This is a genomic window from Psychrobacter aquimaris (assembly GCF_016107525.1).
GTDB lineage: Bacteria > Pseudomonadota > Gammaproteobacteria > Pseudomonadales > Moraxellaceae > Psychrobacter > Psychrobacter aquimaris.
This window is the reverse complement of the sequence record NZ_JABASR010000010.1, coordinates 93,057-111,831: the sequence shown is the minus strand read 5'-3', so window position 1 is coordinate 111,831 and position 18,775 is coordinate 93,057. Positions and strand designations below refer to the sequence as shown.

The window sequence follows — 18,775 nt, the reverse complement described above, 5'->3', positions numbered from 1 at the left end:
GCGCGTTTTTTGCGGTTTATAAGCAATTAGTATTTATTATCAGTCGTCATCACTATCTAATAAATCAGTAACCGACATAGCACTAACTTGGCGGGCAGCTAAGCGATCATTGGCTTCTTGTACCGCTTTTTCGACCATTGCGTAGTCTGAATGACGTACGTCTTGACCGCTAATATAGTTAATCACTAGCTCTGCTACGTTTTGCGCATGATCGCCGATACGTTCAAGCGAGCGCAAAATCCACATGATATTGATGACCTTTGAGACTTGTCTTGAGTCTTCCATGATATATGTCATTAAAGCACGAATAGCAGATTGGTATTCGTTATTGACCACACTGTCATTGCGCATGACTTCAAATGCTTGCTCAGCATTCGATTGGCTAAAGGCTTCTAATGCGTTGTTGAGCATCAACCTTACCTGATTACTCAAGTGTTGCACTTCAGCATAGCCGTATGCCGATTTGCCTTGTGCCGCGAGCTTGCTTGCCATTTTCGCGATTTTTACCGCTTCATCGCCGATACGTTCTAAATCCACCACACCTTTACTGATCGACATCACCAAACGCAAATCACTGGCCGCTGGCTGACGCTTGGCAACCAATAACAAGATATGCTCATCGAGCTCAACTTCCATTCGATTGATATCGAAGTCCATCTCGATGACCTCTTGCGCCAGTGTCTCATCTTTGTCGATGAGTGCATGGATGGCTTTGGCCACTTGGTTGGCAGCACTATCACCCATGTATAAAAATAAACGGATGGCTTCATCAAGATCTTGGTCAAAACTTTTGGAGATATGCTTATCACTTTGCATAAGAGGTATTCCTTGAAATCCATATTTTAGTAGCGCGGTATACTGGTTAAGTGAAACAACCCAGCTCATAGCATGTTATGGAGCACTCTGTGTTAGACCCAACTTCAATATCAACTCTTCAATATCTACCCTTCGGCATTAACCCATCAATATTAACCGTAGCGACCAGTAATGTAATCTTCCGTCGCTGTTTGGGCAGGCTTGGTAAATATCTGATCGGTCTCGCCCATCTCGATCATATCGCCCAGATACATATAGACGGTATAGTCTGATACCCGCGCCGCTTGTTGCATGTTGTGGGTAACGATGGCGATGGTATAGTCGTTTTTGAGATCTTCTATCAGATCTTCGATAGCGCCCGTCGAGATAGGGTCAAGTGCAGAGGTTGGCTCATCGAGTAACAATACTTCAGGCTTGGTCGCGACACTACGGGCGATACACAAACGCTGCTGCTGACCACCTGATAATGACAGGCCTGATGCTTTTAGTTTGTCTTTCACTTCTGGCCACAATGCTGATTTTTTTAGTGCCCACTCCACACGCTCATCCACTTCGCTTTTACTGAGCTTCTCATAGAGTTTGACACCAAAGGCGACATTGTCATAAATAGACATCGGGAACGGGGTTGGTTTCTGAAAAACCATTCCGACTTGCGCGCGTAGCAAGTTGACATCGACGTCTTTGCCCAAGATATTGTTGCCATCAAGGTTGATGATGCCTTCTGCACGCATACCTGGATATAGATCATACATACGGTTAAATGTACGTAGCAGTGTCGACTTACCACAACCTGAAGGACCAATAAAGGCGGTCACTTTCTTTTCTGCGATATCAATATTGATATTTTTCAATGCTTGAAAATCATCGTAATAAAAGTTTAGATCGCGAACTTCCATTTTTGCTTTAGGCATATTTTTGGGAATATCATGAATGCTTTGCTTATTGAAATCAGCAGTATTTGGTTGCTGTGATTGCGCGCTATTAGACATGGTTCTATTTAACAGGCTGTCTGTTGCGGTATTAAAGCGATCAGCAGTCGTTTTTGTGCGGACCTTGCTTGCGACATCATTCATAATATTATCCAACCTAGCTTAGTGTATTTCATATAAGTGTAAGTAAATGCTTGGTATCTGTGTGGCGATATCGGTCTTTATTTGACCTGACCTCGATTGCCAATAAATCTTGCCAGAATATTCAACACCAAGACCGACGCAGTGATCAGGAGCGCCGCTGCCCACGCCAACGTATGCCAGTTATCATAAGGACTCATCGCAAACTGATAAATGGTATTGGGTAAGTTGGCAATAGGCTGACTCATATCGGTACTGAAGTACTGATTGTTCAGCGCCGTAAATAGCAACGGTGCTGTCTCACCAGTGATTCGAGCAAATGCCAATAACACCCCTGTCGTCAGTCCCGCTTTGGCGGCTTTGACCGTCACTTGTGTGACCATTTTCCACTTGGGTGTACCAAGTGCATAAGCGGCTTCACGCAAGCTATTAGGCACCAGATTCAGCATATTTTCAGTCGTACGCACGACGACTGGGATGACAATCAGTGCCAATGCCAATGCGCCTGCCCAACCAGAGAAACTTTCGCCTTTTACCATTAAAGCATATATAAAGAGACCAATGACAATTGATGGTGCCGATAATAAGATATCGTTCAAAAAACGGGTCACTTTGCCAAGCATGCTGCCTTTAGAAAACTCAGATAAATAAATACCTGTCATCAGGCCAATAGGTGCACCAATGAATAATCCTGAGAATGCCAGCATTACCGAACCGACGATCGCATTGCGTAGACCACCTGGGCTCATAGGCGGCGGTGTATCAGCGGTAAAGATTGGCAATTCCACTATGCCTTGAAAGCCTTCGACAAACAAAGTCACCAAAATCCATGACAACCAGAATAGACCAAAAACCATCGCTGACATAGCAAAGCCTAAACCCAGTTTATTGGTCCAGCGACGCTTGTTGTACAGGCTTTTGTTATAACGCCCAGCACTGCTTGGCTTCGTAGACATTGGCGCATTCATCGCATTGTTAGCAGGCATACTATTTATTTCCCATATCTTTTATCAATATCTATCAAGGTCTAATAAGTCCTTCTCAGACTTATCGGTTACCTGCTTTGTGATCCATGCGCATGAGCATTAGTTTGGCCAAAGACAGCACAATGAAGGTGATGACAAACAAGATTAAGCCTAGATGTAGTAAAGATGCCAAATGCAGCTCGCTCGACGCTTCGGCAAACTCGTTGGCCAATGCCGAGGTGATGGTCACACCAGAGGTAAATAGGCTTGGGCTGATATTGAACGCATTACCGATTAAGAAGGTCACTGCCATCGTCTCACCCAATGCACGACCAAGACCCAAGATTACGCCACCAACGACACCCGCCTTGGTATAAGGCAGGATAATCTTGAACATCACTTCCCACGTCGTCGCACCCATACCGTAGGCAGATTCTTTGAGCAGATCTGGCACAACCGCAAAGACATCACGCATGGTAGCCGCGATAAAAGGAATAATCATGATGGCAAGTACCAAAGACGCTGTGAACATCCCTAGCCCCATGGGCGCGCCTGTAAAAAGCTTCCCAATGATAGGTAGAGGGCCAACATTCTCAATAAACCATGGCTGAATGTGCTCACCAAAGAAAGGCGCAAATACGAACAAACCCCACATACCATAAATGATAGAAGGAATACCCGCCAATAGTTCAATGGCAATGCCAAGCGGTTTTTTAAGGAACTTAGGGCACATTTCAGTCAAAAATATCGCGATACCAAAACTAACTGGCACTGCGATAGCAATGGCGATAAATGACGTCACTAAGGTGCCATAAATAGGCGCTAATGCACCATACTCATTGGCGACCGTATCCCAATTATTACTGGTATAAAACCCCAGACCAAACGTTTGAATGCTCGGCCATGCCCCAACAATAAGAGACAGCAAAATGCCCCCTAAAGATAGGAGGACGAGTATGGCAAACGCTTTGGTAGAGTTGACAAATAAAGCGTCATAACGTTTTTGTTTAGCCAGTTGGGACCTTAAGTCTGTCATAAGTGTCTCAGCATTGAATGGGTGAATTCAAAAAACCAGGGTGTTCATTTCGTTTTATGACAGCAAACGCAACCTATATAAGCACTAATGGTCATATTTATTAATGATAATTATTAAAACTATCCATCAGTATGGCGGTCAAATTTGCTGTGATAAAACCTCTCAAACCACTACCGGAGAATAGTGGTTTAAGAGAAAATTTAGAAAATTATTAAACAAAAGCTAGCATAGATAGATTACTGAGCAGGCTTATAAACTGGCTGACCATCACTACCTTTTACGTCGTTCCATTTTGCTTTAAATAAGGCTACTGCCGTATCAGAGAATGGGACATAGTCTAGTGCCATGGCATCATCATCACCTTGGGTATAAGCCCAATCAAAGAAGTTCAACACACCAGCGACTTGCTGAGGATTCTCTGGTTGCTTATGGACTAAGATGAAAGTAGCAGCAGCGATAGGCCATGCTTGATCCGTCTCAGAGTTGGTGATGACTTTATAAAAGCCTTCTTGTTGTGACCAGTCGATATCACCAGCTGCTGCAAATGTCTCAGCAGACGGCTGAACAATGTTGCCAGCTGCGTTTTTCAGTGCAGTATGTGACATGTTGTTTTGCTTAGCGTAAGCATACTCAACATAGCCGATAGAGTTTTTCATACGGTTTACGTAGCTTGAAACGCCTTCGTTACCTTTACCACCTGCACCAGTCGCAGACGTTGGCCATTTAACGGTTTTATCAACGCCAACCGTGTCTTTCCAATCTGGTGACACTTTGGCTAGATAATCAGTGAAGTTAAACGTCGTGCCTGAACCGTCTGAGCGGAATACCGTCGTGATAGCGGCATCTGGCAAAGTTAAATCTGGGTTCATGGCTTTGATGGCTGGATCATTCCAGTTACTGATTTTACCCAGATAGATATCTGCTAACATTGCACCGTCTAATTTCAACGCACCCGGCTCGACACCGTCAATGTTGACGATTGGCACAACGCCGCCGATGACCGTCGGAAACTGAATCAAGCCCGCTTCGTCTAGCTCTTCAGGCGTCATCGGCGCATCAGAAGCACCAAAATCGACGGTTTTTGATTGAATTTGTTTGATACCACCAGACGAGCCAATAGATTGATAGTTGACTTGGCCACCGGTAGCAGCATTATAGTCGTAAGACCATTTGGCATAGATAGGCTGCGGAAATGATGCACCTGCACCAGTGATGTTCATTGCGATATTTTCAGCAGATTTGAAACCGGTTTCAGCAGAAGGCGTTGCCTGGTTCTGAGTGGTTGTTTCAGCCGTGGTAGCGGCACTACTGCTAGTATCAGCAGCTGGCTCTGTCGTTTCAGTCGATTTATTACATGCCGTAAGCATTAATGTACAACTAACGGCCACTGCTAATAACGAATAACGCATGTAGGACTCCTAAAGTTTAACAACGATACAAAAAGTATTTGTTTGTGATATGCGTGCTATCTTGCCAAATCTTTATGACAGTTTAATGACAACCTCTGGAATCTTTCATTCGCTTTACATAATATTTAGATAAGTATTCTAAATCCCAGTAATATCAAGTGATTTCAATCACTGGTACTCCAAAGTCGTTCACATAAATATATCGAACATCAAACTCAACGCCTGATATTTTCATCTAAATATCATTAGCCCTCATTGCAGAACTTTGTTAGTATTAAGTTGATTTACAACACTGACAGACTCGGGGTGCGGTGTATTATTGGCTCACTTTACTAAACTTGCTTTATTAAAGTAGTCGCCTTTATACATTCGCTGAGAGATCACCCGCCGAACCTGATGCGGTTAGTACCGACGCAGGGAAGTCTTAAGCACTTTGTTATTTATGGCAAAGGACGTGCAGAAATGCCTTTTTTATCCTCATTACTATCTTAATGTGCGTGATGTACTATTAAGTAATGAAGACTGATATAAAGCTGCGTCCAACATTTGATGAGTATTATTCACGACTATATCCTTCAATTTTAGTCGCGAATGATGCTCATGAACTGAATTTTCCGGAATTACAAATGCTCTCCCCGCAGCTACTGGCGGTGTTGCTTTTATTCAAAAACCAACACGCTAGGACAGCATATGACAACTTTATTAGCCACTTCTCCTTCTCAAAAATCTTCTAAGACAGATGCGTTAAAAACCCCTGCTCACCGCAGTGCCAGTGATGCGCGCTTTGAAGAAGATGCTCGCGACTTACACCGTGTTTTACCTGCCTCCCGTAAAGTCTATATCGAAGGCTCACGTCCTGATATTCAAGTACCCATGCGTGAAATCACTCTTGACCCCACTCCTATACAAGGCGTTCCTGAGAGCGCATGGGAGCAAAATCCGCCGTTTTATGTTTATGACACCTCTGGCGTTTATACAGACCCCAACGTCGAGATTGATTTGACAAAAGGCTTACCAAAGCTGCGTGAAGGCTGGATTTCTGAGCGTGGCGATACGGAACAGTTAGCAGGGTTATCAAGCGATTATGGGCTAGCACGTGCCCGTGATATCAGTACCGCTAATCTGCGCTTTGCCCATATCGACAAACCTCGCCGTGCTAAAACTGTTGATGGGAAGGTAGGTAACGTCACCCAATTGCACTATGCCCGACAAGGTATTATCACCCCAGAAATGGAATACATCGCCATTCGCGAAACGCAAAAGCAGCATGAGCTGACCGATATGCGTCAACACGATGGCGAAAACTTTGGTGCTAATACGCCGACGGTTATTACTCCTGAGTTTGTCCGTGATGAAGTAGCTGCTGGGCGAGCGATTATTCCCAATAACATTAACCATCCAGAATCTGAGCCAATGATTATTGGGCGCAATTTCTTGGTGAAAATCAACGCAAATATTGGTAACTCAGCGCTGGGTTCGTCTATCGATGAAGAAGTGTCCAAGATGACATGGGCAACTCGTTGGGGTGCAGATAACATCATGGATTTGTCGACTGGCAATCATATTCACGAAACCCGCGAATGGCTGATTCGTAACTCGCCAGTACCAATTGGTACCGTCCCTATTTATCAGGCACTCGAAAAAGTCGATGGCGTGGCAGAAGATTTAACGTGGGAAATCTTTCGTGATACCTTGATTGAGCAAGCCGAACAAGGTGTCGATTACTTCACTATTCATGCTGGCGTACTACTACGCTATGTGCCGCTGACTGCCGGACGCTTAACCGGTATCGTCTCGCGTGGCGGATCTATCATGGCGCAGTGGTGCATGTTTCATAATAAAGAGAGCTTTTTATATACCCATTTTGAAGACATTTGCGAGATTATGAAGCAGTATGATGTAGCTTTTAGCTTAGGCGATGGCTTACGTCCAGGCTGCTTACAAGATGCCAATGACGAGGCACAATTTGGTGAATTGCGTACCCTTGGCGAGTTGACTAAAATCGCATGGGAGCATGATGTACAGGTCATGATTGAAGGTCCGGGGCACGTAGCAATGAACCGTATTAAAGAAAATATGGACTTACAACTTGAGCTGTGTGCCGATGCACCATTTTATACGTTAGGACCCTTAACCACCGATATCGCACCCGGTTACGACCATATTACTAGCGCCATTGGTGCGGCGATGATTGGCTGGTTTGGGACGGCGATGCTGTGCTATGTCACACCAAAAGAGCACTTAGGTCTGCCGAATAAAAAGGACGTCAAAGACGGTATCATCACCTATAAAATCGCAGCCCACGCGGCTGATTTGGCTAAAGGTCATCCAGGGGCACAATCTCGCGATAATGCGTTATCCAAAGCCCGTTTTGAATTCCGCTGGGACGATCAATTTAATCTGGCGCTTGACCCAGATACCGCCCGTGAGTTCCATGATGAAACCTTGCCAAAAGACGCTCACAAGTCGGCGCATTTTTGCTCCATGTGTGGGCCAAAATTCTGCTCAATGAAAATCACTCAAAACGTGCGTGAGTATGCGGCGGGACTAGATAAAGATGCCGCTAACCAAAAAGTTATTTCATAAATAGATGACTTAACGGATATTAATCATTTAATTAAAGTGGTAAACATAACAGCGAAGGACGTCAGTTATAGAGAGAGATGTAGGCAACCTATATAGCAGCGCATCAAAAAAGCTCGAACCTGATAATCAGGTTCGAGCTTTTTTTAAAATAACTCTTAACATTTTTAAAAATTAAATACTCAATTCAGTGGATATTTTTTCTCAATTTTTCGGATTTCATCAATACCTCCAGATTCTAGCTTGGAAACAATGTAAAACTCTTTGTCACCGCCAAAATTATCTAGGGCGTTATTGAGTCCTTTTATATACTCATAAAACTCCGCGTAAGAATAAACTTCCTCATTATAGCGAGTGTCGGGTTTATCTATATAGAGGTATACCGAACCTTCGCACTGTGTTACTTCACCTTTGATATTCGTCTCAGCCTCATAGGAGCTTGACGTCAATATTTTATTGCTGTTGTAACTCATACATACTTTCTGTCCACCTCTATTCATTGTTTCAAACTTATAACTATCCAGTTTTTGATTTAAGTTGGCCTTCAGTTCTGAAAAATCTGTCTCATTTGCTGAAACATCCAAATTACCCAAAACAACATCTACTTCTGTCAGAGAATTCAGCATAACTTTGTCGTTAGTGCCTCCCATCGCACTGAGTAAACCAATATGGTGAATACCTTTGCGAGATAGCTCATCAATAATTTGCTGTACTGAGTTCGTAGTGCCAAGGACGTCATCACTATAAGCCACGCCAATCCATGCCATTGTCTTCCCCCACGCTATTTCTTGAGTGAGATGGGGTTCAATAGTTACACCCAGAGCTTTCAAAGCCTTACTTTTATCCTCAGATAAGTTGGCTGCCAGTACTGCTGTATCCTCTTTACAAAAAGGATTGTTGTTCAAATGATTGATAAAATTTGATAAATCCTGAGACTGCATTGATAGCTCTTGCTCACCAAGCGTTAACGCTCGAGAACACGTATAGCGAAGAAACTCAGCTTCACGTTTACCTTTATAGAGCTTGTAGCTATTACTACTGGTGTCTACAAGATTTCCAGATAGCATGTTGAAAATATCAGGTAGACTTGGGTTTTTATCTTGTAGCAAATCTTCAAAAGAGGCCATGGTAGCAAGATTGCCTTTGTTGACCGTCACATAGCTATCGCTTTCAGGGTAAAAAATCCTAGTAGTTTCAATACTGTCATAATTATGTAGGTTTCCAAGGTGCGTTCCAGAAATTGGCAAAACCTTATACATTTTCCCAGTTTCGTTATTTAACCTAGCAGGTGCGCGAATGTACTGATCGACGTCCTCGCCTTCTTCAGCCGCCATTTCGTTGGAAAAGGTGACATCTGGTACCTGTGGTTCAATCTTATCTGGTTTAGTAGTTGGTATGACTGGCGTCTCTGGCGTACCACCACTATTTTTATTACCGCCATCACTACCACCACCGCAGCCATAAAGTGCCAACATAGAAGCCAAAGCCAAACTTAGATAGCGTTTATTCATCAATACATATCCATTTAGGTTAACGGTAGATCAATATAGAAGTGAACTTAATTTCGCTAATAATAAATTGAAAATGATACTAAATCAATACAAATAAACAAAAAATTCCCAACAGATATTTTATCTGTTGGGAATTTGGTGAGTACCAAATTATAGCTTTTAAACTCTGTTTTTTAAAATTCAGTTTTTAAACTTTCGACGCCTCATAAATCTCTTCGATAGACGTGTTGATAGTATTAGCAAACTCATCATCACTTTGCTGCTTACTTAGCCCTTCAGTAAAGGCCCGTGAAAAGCTAGCAATCATACCTGGATTTTGCTTGAGCTTAGCACAAGCATCGCCACGGCTGTAGCCGCCCGATAACGCCACGACTTTTAATACTTTTGGATGATCAATCAGCTCTTGATAGAATCCTGCTTCTTCAGGCAATGTAAGCTTAAGCATTACTTGCTGATCATCAGTCAAACGATCCAGATTGTGCAAAATGCTGGTCTTGAGTATGACTTCACATTCATGCTTTTTGCTACTGTTGATATCTACTTCAGGCTCTACGATTGGCATCAGACCTTTTGAGAGTATCTGTTTTGCCACATCGAATTGCTGTTGCACGACCAGCTCAATGCCATCGACATTCGGCTCATAAATCACTGAGCGCATTTTGGTGCCAAATACTGGATAGTTTTTGGCTTTATCGAGTAGCAAGTCTAAATTTGGCATTGGACGCATCACTTGGACACCATTCATTTGCTCAGCCAAACCCTTATCCACTTTTAAAAACGGCACAATATTTTTATCTTCCCATAGATAATTGGCCGTTGGTTTACCATTGACTTCACGTTCCATAGTATCTTCGAACAAAATCGCCCCAAGTACACGCTTATTATCAAAGGCTTCACAAGTCATGATACGGGCGCGCATTTCATGCACCAGATCAAACATCGCTTCATCGTTGTCATAATCATCGCCCATGACACCATAATTTTCCAGGGCTTTTGGCGTGCTGCCACCACTTTGATCAAGTGCCGCAATGAACCCTGAACCATTTTTGATACGTTGTAGCTGTTTGTTATATTGGTTTTGATATTCCATTGAGAGTGCGTCCTATTTTATTTATTGAGGTCAAGTGTCACAAAGTAAATCACTTTTTGTTAGCTTATATCAGCCTTGCTATTTGTAGACAACCTTATCATAGGACTCTCTTTGTGCCTATATCTGATAAGTTAACTCGTTGGTAAAATGATTATTATTTGTCCTATGAGCGAACTCACTAGGCTAAACGTTTATGCTAAAAACAGCACTGCCACACAGCAAATCGCTAATAATAAACCCAATACATTAATACGGTTAAGCGACTCTTTAAACACACCAACCCCTATCAAGGTTGCCACTGCAATGACGCCGACATTCATACCCGTAAAGACGACACTGGGTGACTCGGACAATACTTGATGCGCACGTACATAAGCATAAATATTGCCCATATTGAGTACACCTAATAATAATCCTGCGATCAGTGCATTCCCCTGCCAGCGCACCCGCATAATCAGCAAATAAATGAACAGCAATAATCCTGCTAAGCCAAAGCTGACAAATAACGTAAGAGGAAAAGCAGTGCCTTGCTTGGCGACCTGCTTGAATAAGATATCAATCAAGCCATAACCTGCCCATACGCTAAACAACCAAAGCGGCGTATGTGTGGCTTGCTTACCAATCTCAACGTGCTGTGGACGATAAATCAGTGCACCAAGTGCCAAAAATCCTAACGCCAGCCCGAATATACGAGTGCCTGTCAGTACTTCACCAAACAATAAAAAAGCCGCGATGATAGGGATGATTAATGACAAACGCTGAGCCGCATCAGTTGCCACCATGCCAACTGCTTCTATTGCGCGTCCGAGGATGATAAACACGGCGGGAAGCAGGATACCAAGCGCGATGATAATACCCCAAGCATTATCAAGCTCATGTATGGTGCCTACATCAGGCTTCAATAAAAACCACGTCAGTAAAAAAGCCACTGGATAACCTGCGACGATGGTCTGGCGTATGTCGATATCTTTCTGTCGTAACATTTTAAGCAATACTGAAACGGCGACACTACAAAGCACCGCTATCGTCAAATATATCATGAGCTATTACCTTGTTAAACTGCCATTTTTACGTGGGTATTATTCATATACTGCAGATAAAACGCGAACTGCTAATGAGGATAAAGCCATAGAATGTAACAAAATATTTCTTAATCAGCAATCTATTTATTGGCTTTTATTCGACTGCTGACAAGTAGTTCTTTACCGTTCAATTTACAATTAGCATGCAGGTCTGATTGGGAATTTTGCTAAAATAGTGCACACCCCTAATAACAAAAGTAAAGATTCAAAATAACGAGTAATGTCGTTGATTTTGGCGTACTGCTATTGATGTTTTATAACTGCCTATGAATGCTCTATTTCGATTTTTTGAAACTCGCCTGCCTGCCTTCCCTGAAACTCCGATGCCGCTACCTTCACCCCGTGATGGCATGCTAAAGTTCTTGTGGGCGTGTACCAACGGTTTACGTGGCTGGCTATTGGTATTTATGATTTTGTCTGCGGGTATTGGCATCTATGAAGCGATGTTATTTGCTTGGATTGGGAATATCGTTGACTGGCTAGGCGTGTATACGCCGCAGAACCTGTGGTTAGAAAAAGGCGACATGCTACTGCTCATGCTAGCCGTCATGATCGTGAGTCCGCTATGGATTGCATTGTCATCGTTTATCCATTTTCAGACTTTGCAAGGCGTCTTTCCCATGCAAATGCGCTGGCGCTTTCACCAGCGGATGCTTGGGCAATCGATGCAGTTTTATCAAGACGAGTTTTCTGGACGTGTCTCAGCCAAAGTTATGCAAACTGCACTGGCTGTACGCGATACGGTCATGACCGTCACCGACATGTTTATGTATGTCACCGTTTATTTTATTACATCAGGTGTCATTTTATTTAATCTGGACAGTCTATTATTAATCCCGTTTATCGTTTGGCTGGTCTTGGTTGCGCTGACCATTTGGTACTTTATCCCTAAGCTCAAACAAACTGCCATTGTGCAAGCCGATGCCCGTGCTTTGATGACAGGCCGTATTACAGATGCTTATGCCAATATCATGACGGTCAAGCTGTTTAGCCATTCACGCCGTGAGCTGAGTTATGCCAAAAATGCCATGGGGCAATTTTTAGGTACCGTCCATGCACAGATGCGCTGGGTCAGTTATTTAGAAGTATCAACCCATCTAATCAGTGTGATTTTGGTTAGTGGCACTGCGGCTATTGGCTTATATTTATGGCAACAAGGTGCGGTCGGTGTCGGTGCGATTGCTGCCGCGACAGCCATGGCACTACGTCTGAACGGTTTAACTCGCTGGATCATGTGGCAGACTGCCAGTCTGTTTGAAAGTATCGGAACCGTACAAGATGGCATGCGTACCTTATCAGCACCGCAAAAAATCGTTGATAAGCCCAATGCACCCGCTTTAAAAGTCACCGAAGGTCGTATCGTTTTCGATCATGTTGATTTTAGTTATGAGAATGATAGCGACGATATCGAAGGCGACACCTTAGACACAGTAAAAACACCAGCAACGCCTACTAATAATACTAAACTGCTTGATAACTTCTATTTAGACATTAAACCCGGCGAAAAGATTGGCTTGGTTGGACGCTCAGGTGCCGGTAAATCAACCTTGGTTAATTTATTGTTACGCTTCTTTGATGTCGATAGCGGTAAAATCCTTATCGATGGACAAGCAATTGATGAAGTCACTCAAGAGTCTTTGCGCCAGCAGATAGGTATGGTGACGCAAGATACGTCTTTGCTGCATCGGACAGTACGTGAAAATATCGCTTACGGTCGTCCTGAGGCAACCGATGAAGAAATTATTACCGCTGCCAAACAAGCGCAAGCATGGGACTTTATCAAAGATTTATATGATGATAAGGGCAATACGGGACTTGACACCCAAGTCGGTGAGCGCGGCGTCAAACTCTCTGGCGGTCAACGTCAACGTATCGCCATCTCACGTGTTATGCTAAAAAATGCGCCCATCTTACTATTAGACGAAGCGACCAGCGCCCTTGACTCTGAGATTGAGTTTGCCATTACCGAAAGCCTGAATGACATTATGACAGGTAAAACGGTCATTGCGATTGCCCATCGTCTCTCTACCATTGCCGCACTTGATCGATTGGTGGTCATGGATAAAGGTCAAATTATCGAACAAGGCAGCCATGATGAATTATTAAATCTACACGGTGTTTATGCTCGCTTGTGGCACCGTCAAAGTGGCGGATTTTTAGGCGAAGACAGCTAAGTACAACCATTAATTTTCATTGAAAATCAGACACAAGGAGGTGTGTACATTATGAAAGCATTTGCAAAAAATATTAATATTAGTGGAAAACAAGCGCGCTACTATAATCTTAGCCAGCTTACGCCATCGATACAGTCAAGTACTGCCTCTCGCGTGCCAGCACACTTTTATGGAGGCAATAGTTTTACCGTTGGTACTTACAGTCCCTTATTGAATGCACTGGCCACTGACTTCAAGATCAGCTCGCTTGCGCTTCGTGGCTATTGGTACGACAAACCGCAGCGCCGTCGTCTTACACGCGAGCAAGATGCCGAGATACTTATTGAGTTTTTAGAAAAAACGCAAGACAAACCCATCGTTGGCATTGGTCATTCGCAAGGAGCCACTGCCACTGCCATCGCTGCAGCTCAGCGCCCAGATCTGTTTTCACAGCTATATTTGATAGAGCCTGTGACGTTTACCAAACCACAAGCCAGACTCTACAACCTATTGCCACGTAAGCTTCTGCTTAGCCGCGAACCTTTTAAAAGCACCCTCACCAAACAATCTACTTGGGCAAGCATCGATGATTATTATGAGAACTTGCGCGCTCAACGTGCTTATAGGCGAATGAGTGATGCGCATTTGCGGGTATTTGCGGAGCAAAGTTTATCCAAAGATACCAATGGCAGTTACACGCTAATATTTGCGCCTGAACAAGAGCTCGCCAACTATTTTGGCGCGCCGCACATCGATACTGCTCTTAAACAATTAAGCTGTCCTTATACGCTTATCACTGGCAAGCCAACGTTATTTATCAACCAAAAAGTGCGACAACAATGGCAAAAATTCGTCCCTGATAGCAACATCATATCTTTGTTAGATTATGGTCATCTACTGCCGATGGAAGCACCTGAATTATGTGCCCAAGTTATCAATGAGCATTATCATAGTCATAAATAAGCTGAGCCATCTAAGTCATGACTGACCTTTTTGCCCCTACGCCGACTGACAATCTGTTGCCTTATGATGGTCAGGTCAATGACTTAGGGGTAGTTATCAATGATGCTAACGCTCTTTATGATAATTTACTAACCGAGCTACCTTGGCAGCCTGACATCGTGACGTTGTTTGGCAAAACTCATGTTACCACTCGCCAAATCGTCTGGATGGGTGGCAGCGATGTCAGTTATCATTACTCTGGACAGACGCGTCGAGCCATTCCATGGTCAAAGCAGATATTGCACGTAAAACAACATATTGAACAACAGTTATTAAGCCATGGCATCAACGTTGATTTTAATTCTTGCTTACTTAACTACTATCCCTCTGGTGCTGATGGCATGGGTTATCATGCAGACGATGAAAAACAGCTGGGAACGAAGCCGATTATTGCTTCTTTATCACTCGGTGCGACGCGAAAATTTGTCTTTAAGCATAAAACTATTAGACAAAAGAAAAAGCCCGTCAAAGTTGAGCTATATCTTGAGTCCGGTCAGCTTATCGTTATGCATGGTGATACGCAGGATTTTTGGAAGCACACCATTACGAAAACCAAAACTGTCGCATCAGGGCGCATCAGTCTCACATTTCGACAAATACGATCGCATTAAATGAATATCCTAGGGCGTGTCTTCATTTTGAAAATGGTGATAAAAATAAGATAAATGGCAGCCAAACAAGGAAAATAGCGCAGATAATATCAAGGATATTAACCAGTTAATTGACGTCGTTTGGCAAGATTTAACCATTTTTAGCCGACTTAGTTGCTTTTGTTCAGATTGAGGGCATATGCCCTAGCTCACTTTTAAAACAATCTTGCCAAAAGCAGCGCCTTTTTGTAGCTCATGATGAGCCGCGACCACTTCAGACAAGGGATATGTTTGCTGAATACGTAGCGTTAGCTTGCCATCTGCAACGAGCTGTAAAACTCGCGCCATATCTTCACCACTACGCTGCGCTTTATAACCCGCTACCTTTAACTGCTTCTGGCTACCCGCTTCTTTGAGTTTATCCACCCAAATCGTTGGTAATACATTGACGCGACCACCAGATTTGAGCACGCTAAGCGCCCGTACCCCTGCTTCATTACCGACCAAATCCAGTAGCACATCTGCCTGTAACTCAGGAAATTCATCATCTTTGGTATAATCAATCCAACCTGTAAGCTGATTGGTATCTATTATTTCATCAAGTTTGGCATATTTTTCTGGCGAGCAAATAACGGTGACCTTGATACTATTTTTAGCCACTTTATCCATGAGTAGCTGAATTAATAAGTGACCCACGCCGCCTGCTGGCGCATTTACTACCACATGCTCACCATCTTGAATATCTGCAAACTCTACAAACTGTAGCGCCGTCTGTCCGATACAAGGTAGCGCACCTGCTTGCTGTAACGTGACAGACTCAGGTACTTTTGCCAGCATTTCAGCATCGACTGCTACATACTCTGCATAACAGCCGCCATGAAAAGTCAGGGCAGCGACCTGTGTACCGATAGTAAACTGCTCACTACGACTATCGACCACAGTGCCTGCCATATCGAAGCCCAAAATTGCAGGCTCATTTTTATCAAACTTGTCTTTTTGAATGGCCTCAGCGCCCCAGCCTTTGCCTTGACGCGTTTTGTAATCGACAGGATTGATACCAGCATAAGCGATTTTGACCAATACCTGATTGTCTGTTAACACAGGAATGACTACACCATCTTGATAGCTCATTACTTCAGGTTCGCCAAACTCACGTATGAGTACGGCGTGTTGCGTCGTTGGTAGCGGGTTATTAGAAAGAGTAGACATCGTTATATATCCTTATAAGCATCTATTGCTTCGTTTTTGCATTCAGTTTTATTTTTAGTGAATAACTAAACTTATTTAATAATCGTTTATAAATGCGCCAATTCTGCACTGAGTGGCAAATGATCAGACAGTGTCGACCATGGTTTGCCAGTATGTACCCAGGCATCCTTCACCCTTAGATTACGCACGTAGATACGATCTAAGCTAAGCACAGGAAGCTTGGCTGGGAAAGTTGGCAGCAGTTTGCCATGACAGTGCTTGAAAGCTTCGGTCATACCCAAGCTGGTGGCAAGCTTGTCACAAGACATCTTTTTCCAGTCATTAAAATCTCCTGCCAAAATCAGTGGTTGATCATGTGCAATCTCATTGCGGACATAGCTAGCAATGGCTTCATACTGCTTAATTCGATCACGCTCAAACAAATTTAGGTGCGCACACAATACGACGACTGGTACATCCCATCCTACTGGTTGTACTTCGCAGTGCAAAACGCCGCGCTGCTCAAGCTTATTAACGGTGATATTGACGTTATGCTTGGGATCCAATGGAAAACGGCTCAATACCGCATTGCCATGATGACCGTTTTCATACTCTGAGTTTTTACCATAGCTATTTTGCAGCTGTAAATACTCACCAAACCATTCATGTTGTGATTGGTCAGGGTATTCGTTGTACTGCATATTGCGCTTAAGGTTCTGACCTTGCACTTCTTGTAGACACAGTACATCGGAGCCAATGATATCAAGCGCTTGGGCGATACCTTGTATTTTAACTTGGCGATTCATCGGCGACATGCCTTTATGAATGTTATAGCTGGTTAGCACGAAAGAGGTTGTGGTAGTCATAGAATTAGTCATAAACTCAGTATGGATAGAGTAAAGGTTAAAAGCGATGGCTATTGGACAAGATTATGTCGTCCAAAAACACACCATGCTTCTCATTTTATCTTTCATAATTATTAATAGTTCTAACAAAGTTGTTATAAGCAAAATCTTATAATATAAATTATCAATATAAAAAAGAGCATTGGCTCTTATCGAACCAATGCTCTTATATTATACCTATCTGCCATCAATGGCGAACTTGCAAGTAAGCACCATCGATAAAGACGAGACTAGTAGCGAGTGACTAGAGCTATCGGCTGATCTTCGCCCATGATATCTTGTGGCATAAAGACCACCTCACCACCATTGTGAATGACATGCTCAATGATTTCGCCAATGGCATCATCGGTGACACCTTCTGAAGCCGCATCATCTGCGAGACTCAAAGTCTGTGCCTTTTCATCAATTTTGGCCGACTGTATATAACCACGACGGACATAAAGCGTCTCGCCTGCACCTTGGAAGGCACTGCGGTAGACTTCTTGTAGATCTGTTTGCAACATATTGGCACCGCGTGCTTTATCAATCTCACCCATGGCGGCTTGATGAAGTGATGTACGATAGCCTTCCACCGCCTCTTGCACACTATTGATAATATGCTGAGCACTACCATCTTCTAGATTGGTCGCATTTGACACTGTGGCAATGATGTTGTCTGGACGGTCACAAACTTCTTTATAGTAGCCGATGTTTTTGGCATCGCCAACGACGACGAGAGGCATTTTATGCTCACCCCACAGCTCTTGTACACTTTTATCCACTTGGTTAAAAAACTCTTTTAGGTAGCTGCTCTCATTATTAGACGAGCGATCCGATCCACCATCGCCTGTCGTGTACAAACCGTTATTTTCAATAGGAAATGGAATATTCTCCATGTTCTTTTGTAGGTCATCGTCTTTATCGAACTCTCTCACCACACGATCATTAGACGCTTCAATCAAGCGAGCATTATCACGAGTGAGCACCAATGTGTAATAATGCACCGCACTTGCCATATCACGCACCAAATCTCGAGTCGCAAAACGATGTGAAATTACCACACGCTCCGTGGTGTCAATCGGCATACGGATGACTTGCACATCGTCGGTACTGGCAAAAATAGCCAAGGTATCAAGATTCAAGTTGTGATTTAGCTCTTTGGTTTTATCATGAATCTTATCGAGTATGGTAGTCGCTGTACGCTTATCGTATTCGTTGGTTAAGCGTTCTTCAGCCACTTTTAATTGGTTCTTCAGGGCAATGGGATCTTGATCATTAGCAGGATGCTCGCGATGAGTTTTAACAAAGATACTAACCGCAGGATTGGCTTTGGTTTCACGTAAACTTTTGAGAGTCGCTTTCATTTATTGCTCCTTGTTTTATTATCATTTACTTT

General features: G+C 43.3%; 15 protein-coding genes and 1 riboswitch. Of the genes, 4 read left to right on the top strand and 11 right to left on the bottom strand.

The features are described from left to right. Positions 1-39 precede the first annotated feature (39 nt). The 5 genes from phoU to pstS form a co-directional block, all read right to left on the bottom strand. Entirely contained in the window at positions 40-816 is a 777-nt protein-coding gene (gene phoU / locus JFC10_RS10335) for a phosphate signaling complex protein PhoU (RefSeq protein ID WP_193012632.1), read from the bottom strand. 152 nt (positions 817-968) lie between these two features. Further along, on the bottom strand, positions 969-1,889 hold the full coding sequence (pstB, locus tag JFC10_RS10330) for a phosphate ABC transporter ATP-binding protein PstB (RefSeq protein WP_198332752.1): 921 nt from the start codon (positions 1,887-1,889) through the stop codon (positions 969-971). A 77-nt stretch (positions 1,890-1,966) separates the two neighbouring features. After that, positions 1,967-2,872: a phosphate ABC transporter permease PstA gene (gene pstA / locus JFC10_RS10325; protein ID WP_198332751.1), complete on the bottom strand. Its 906-nt coding sequence runs from the start codon at positions 2,870-2,872 to the stop codon at positions 1,967-1,969. Positions 2,873-2,933: 61 nt separating this feature from the next. After that, the gene (gene pstC, locus JFC10_RS10320) at positions 2,934-3,887 is read right to left on the bottom strand and encodes a phosphate ABC transporter permease subunit PstC (RefSeq protein ID WP_193012630.1); all 954 of its coding nucleotides are present in this window, start codon (positions 3,885-3,887) and stop codon (positions 2,934-2,936) included. A 236-nt stretch (positions 3,888-4,123) separates the two neighbouring features. Further along, a complete protein-coding gene (gene pstS / locus JFC10_RS10315; protein ID WP_198332750.1) occupies positions 4,124-5,296 on the bottom strand; it encodes a phosphate ABC transporter substrate-binding protein PstS in 1,173 nt (390 codons plus the stop codon). Between the two features lie 292 nt (positions 5,297-5,588). Next, a riboswitch (TPP riboswitch) is annotated at positions 5,589-5,733 on the top strand. A 253-nt stretch (positions 5,734-5,986) separates the two neighbouring features. Between pstS and thiC the strand changes: the two genes are divergently transcribed. Further along, positions 5,987-7,882 (top strand): phosphomethylpyrimidine synthase ThiC, encoded by a 1,896-nt coding sequence (gene thiC / locus JFC10_RS10310; protein ID WP_198332749.1) that lies wholly within the window; start codon positions 5,987-5,989, stop codon positions 7,880-7,882. 179 nt (positions 7,883-8,061) lie between these two features. Here the strand turns inward: thiC and JFC10_RS10305 are convergent, their stop codons facing one another. The 3 genes from JFC10_RS10305 to JFC10_RS10295 form a co-directional block, all read right to left on the bottom strand. Next, positions 8,062-9,390: a metallophosphoesterase family protein gene (locus JFC10_RS10305; protein ID WP_198332748.1), complete on the bottom strand. Its 1,329-nt coding sequence runs from the start codon at positions 9,388-9,390 to the stop codon at positions 8,062-8,064. A 187-nt stretch (positions 9,391-9,577) separates the two neighbouring features. Continuing rightward, on the bottom strand, positions 9,578-10,480 hold the full coding sequence (locus JFC10_RS10300; RefSeq protein WP_198332747.1) for a fructose bisphosphate aldolase: 903 nt from the start codon (positions 10,478-10,480) through the stop codon (positions 9,578-9,580). 191 nt (positions 10,481-10,671) lie between these two features. Further along, positions 10,672-11,520, bottom strand: a complete 849-nt coding sequence (locus tag JFC10_RS10295) for a DMT family transporter (protein WP_198332746.1) — start codon at positions 11,518-11,520, stop codon at positions 10,672-10,674. Positions 11,521-11,828: 308 nt separating this feature from the next. Between JFC10_RS10295 and JFC10_RS10290 the strand changes: the two genes are divergently transcribed. Genes JFC10_RS10290 through JFC10_RS10280 form a run of 3 tightly spaced genes read left to right on the top strand, consistent with a single transcriptional unit; the run spans position 11,829 to position 15,328 of the window. After that, positions 11,829-13,736 (top strand): ABC transporter ATP-binding protein, encoded by a 1,908-nt coding sequence (locus tag JFC10_RS10290; protein ID WP_198332745.1) that lies wholly within the window; start codon positions 11,829-11,831, stop codon positions 13,734-13,736. A gap of 51 nt (positions 13,737-13,787) precedes the next feature. Further along, positions 13,788-14,678: an alpha/beta fold hydrolase gene (locus tag JFC10_RS10285; RefSeq protein WP_198332744.1), complete on the top strand. Its 891-nt coding sequence runs from the start codon at positions 13,788-13,790 to the stop codon at positions 14,676-14,678. Positions 14,679-14,695: 17 nt separating this feature from the next. Next, positions 14,696-15,328: an alpha-ketoglutarate-dependent dioxygenase AlkB family protein gene (locus tag JFC10_RS10280; protein WP_198332743.1), complete on the top strand. Its 633-nt coding sequence runs from the start codon at positions 14,696-14,698 to the stop codon at positions 15,326-15,328. 183 nt (positions 15,329-15,511) lie between these two features. Here JFC10_RS10280 and JFC10_RS10275 read toward each other — a convergent pair whose 3' ends face one another. The 3 genes from JFC10_RS10275 to JFC10_RS10265 all read right to left on the bottom strand — a co-directional run bounded on the left by JFC10_RS10275 (position 15,512) and on the right by JFC10_RS10265 (position 18,743). Then, positions 15,512-16,516 carry an NADP-dependent oxidoreductase gene (locus JFC10_RS10275; RefSeq protein WP_198332742.1) on the bottom strand — a complete coding sequence of 335 codons (1,005 nt, stop codon included), beginning with the start codon at positions 16,514-16,516 and terminating at the stop codon, positions 15,512-15,514. 86 nt (positions 16,517-16,602) lie between these two features. After that, a complete protein-coding gene (locus JFC10_RS10270) occupies positions 16,603-17,361 on the bottom strand; it encodes an endonuclease/exonuclease/phosphatase family protein (RefSeq protein WP_193012620.1) in 759 nt (252 codons plus the stop codon). A 269-nt stretch (positions 17,362-17,630) separates the two neighbouring features. Next, a complete protein-coding gene (locus tag JFC10_RS10265; protein WP_193012619.1) occupies positions 17,631-18,743 on the bottom strand; it encodes an AOC03_06830 family ribosome hibernation factor in 1,113 nt (370 codons plus the stop codon). Positions 18,744-18,775 lie beyond the last annotated feature (32 nt).

Coding starts and splice junctions, on each gene's coding strand:
- JFC10_RS10295 (WP_198332746.1), bottom strand. CDS start 11,520: ATGATATATTTGACGATAGCGGTGCTTTGTAGTGTCGCCGTTTCAGTA.
- pstB (WP_198332752.1), bottom strand. CDS start 1,889: ATGAATGATGTCGCAAGCAAGGTCCGCACAAAAACGACTGCTGATCGC.
- pstA (WP_198332751.1), bottom strand. CDS start 2,872: ATGCCTGCTAACAATGCGATGAATGCGCCAATGTCTACGAAGCCAAGC.
- JFC10_RS10290 (WP_198332745.1), top strand. CDS start 11,829: ATGAATGCTCTATTTCGATTTTTTGAAACTCGCCTGCCTGCCTTCCCT.
- JFC10_RS10300 (WP_198332747.1), bottom strand. CDS start 10,480: ATGGAATATCAAAACCAATATAACAAACAGCTACAACGTATCAAAAAT.
- JFC10_RS10270 (WP_193012620.1), bottom strand. CDS start 17,361: ATGACTACCACAACCTCTTTCGTGCTAACCAGCTATAACATTCATAAA.
- JFC10_RS10265 (WP_193012619.1), bottom strand. CDS start 18,743: ATGAAAGCGACTCTCAAAAGTTTACGTGAAACCAAAGCCAATCCTGCG.
- JFC10_RS10285 (WP_198332744.1), top strand. CDS start 13,788: ATGAAAGCATTTGCAAAAAATATTAATATTAGTGGAAAACAAGCGCGC.
- phoU (WP_193012632.1), bottom strand. CDS start 816: ATGCAAAGTGATAAGCATATCTCCAAAAGTTTTGACCAAGATCTTGAT.
- pstC (WP_193012630.1), bottom strand. CDS start 3,887: ATGACAGACTTAAGGTCCCAACTGGCTAAACAAAAACGTTATGACGCT.
- pstS (WP_198332750.1), bottom strand. CDS start 5,296: ATGCGTTATTCGTTATTAGCAGTGGCCGTTAGTTGTACATTAATGCTT.
- JFC10_RS10275 (WP_198332742.1), bottom strand. CDS start 16,516: ATGTCTACTCTTTCTAATAACCCGCTACCAACGACGCAACACGCCGTA.
- thiC (WP_198332749.1), top strand. CDS start 5,987: ATGACAACTTTATTAGCCACTTCTCCTTCTCAAAAATCTTCTAAGACA.
- JFC10_RS10305 (WP_198332748.1), bottom strand. CDS start 9,390: ATGAATAAACGCTATCTAAGTTTGGCTTTGGCTTCTATGTTGGCACTT.
- JFC10_RS10280 (WP_198332743.1), top strand. CDS start 14,696: ATGACTGACCTTTTTGCCCCTACGCCGACTGACAATCTGTTGCCTTAT.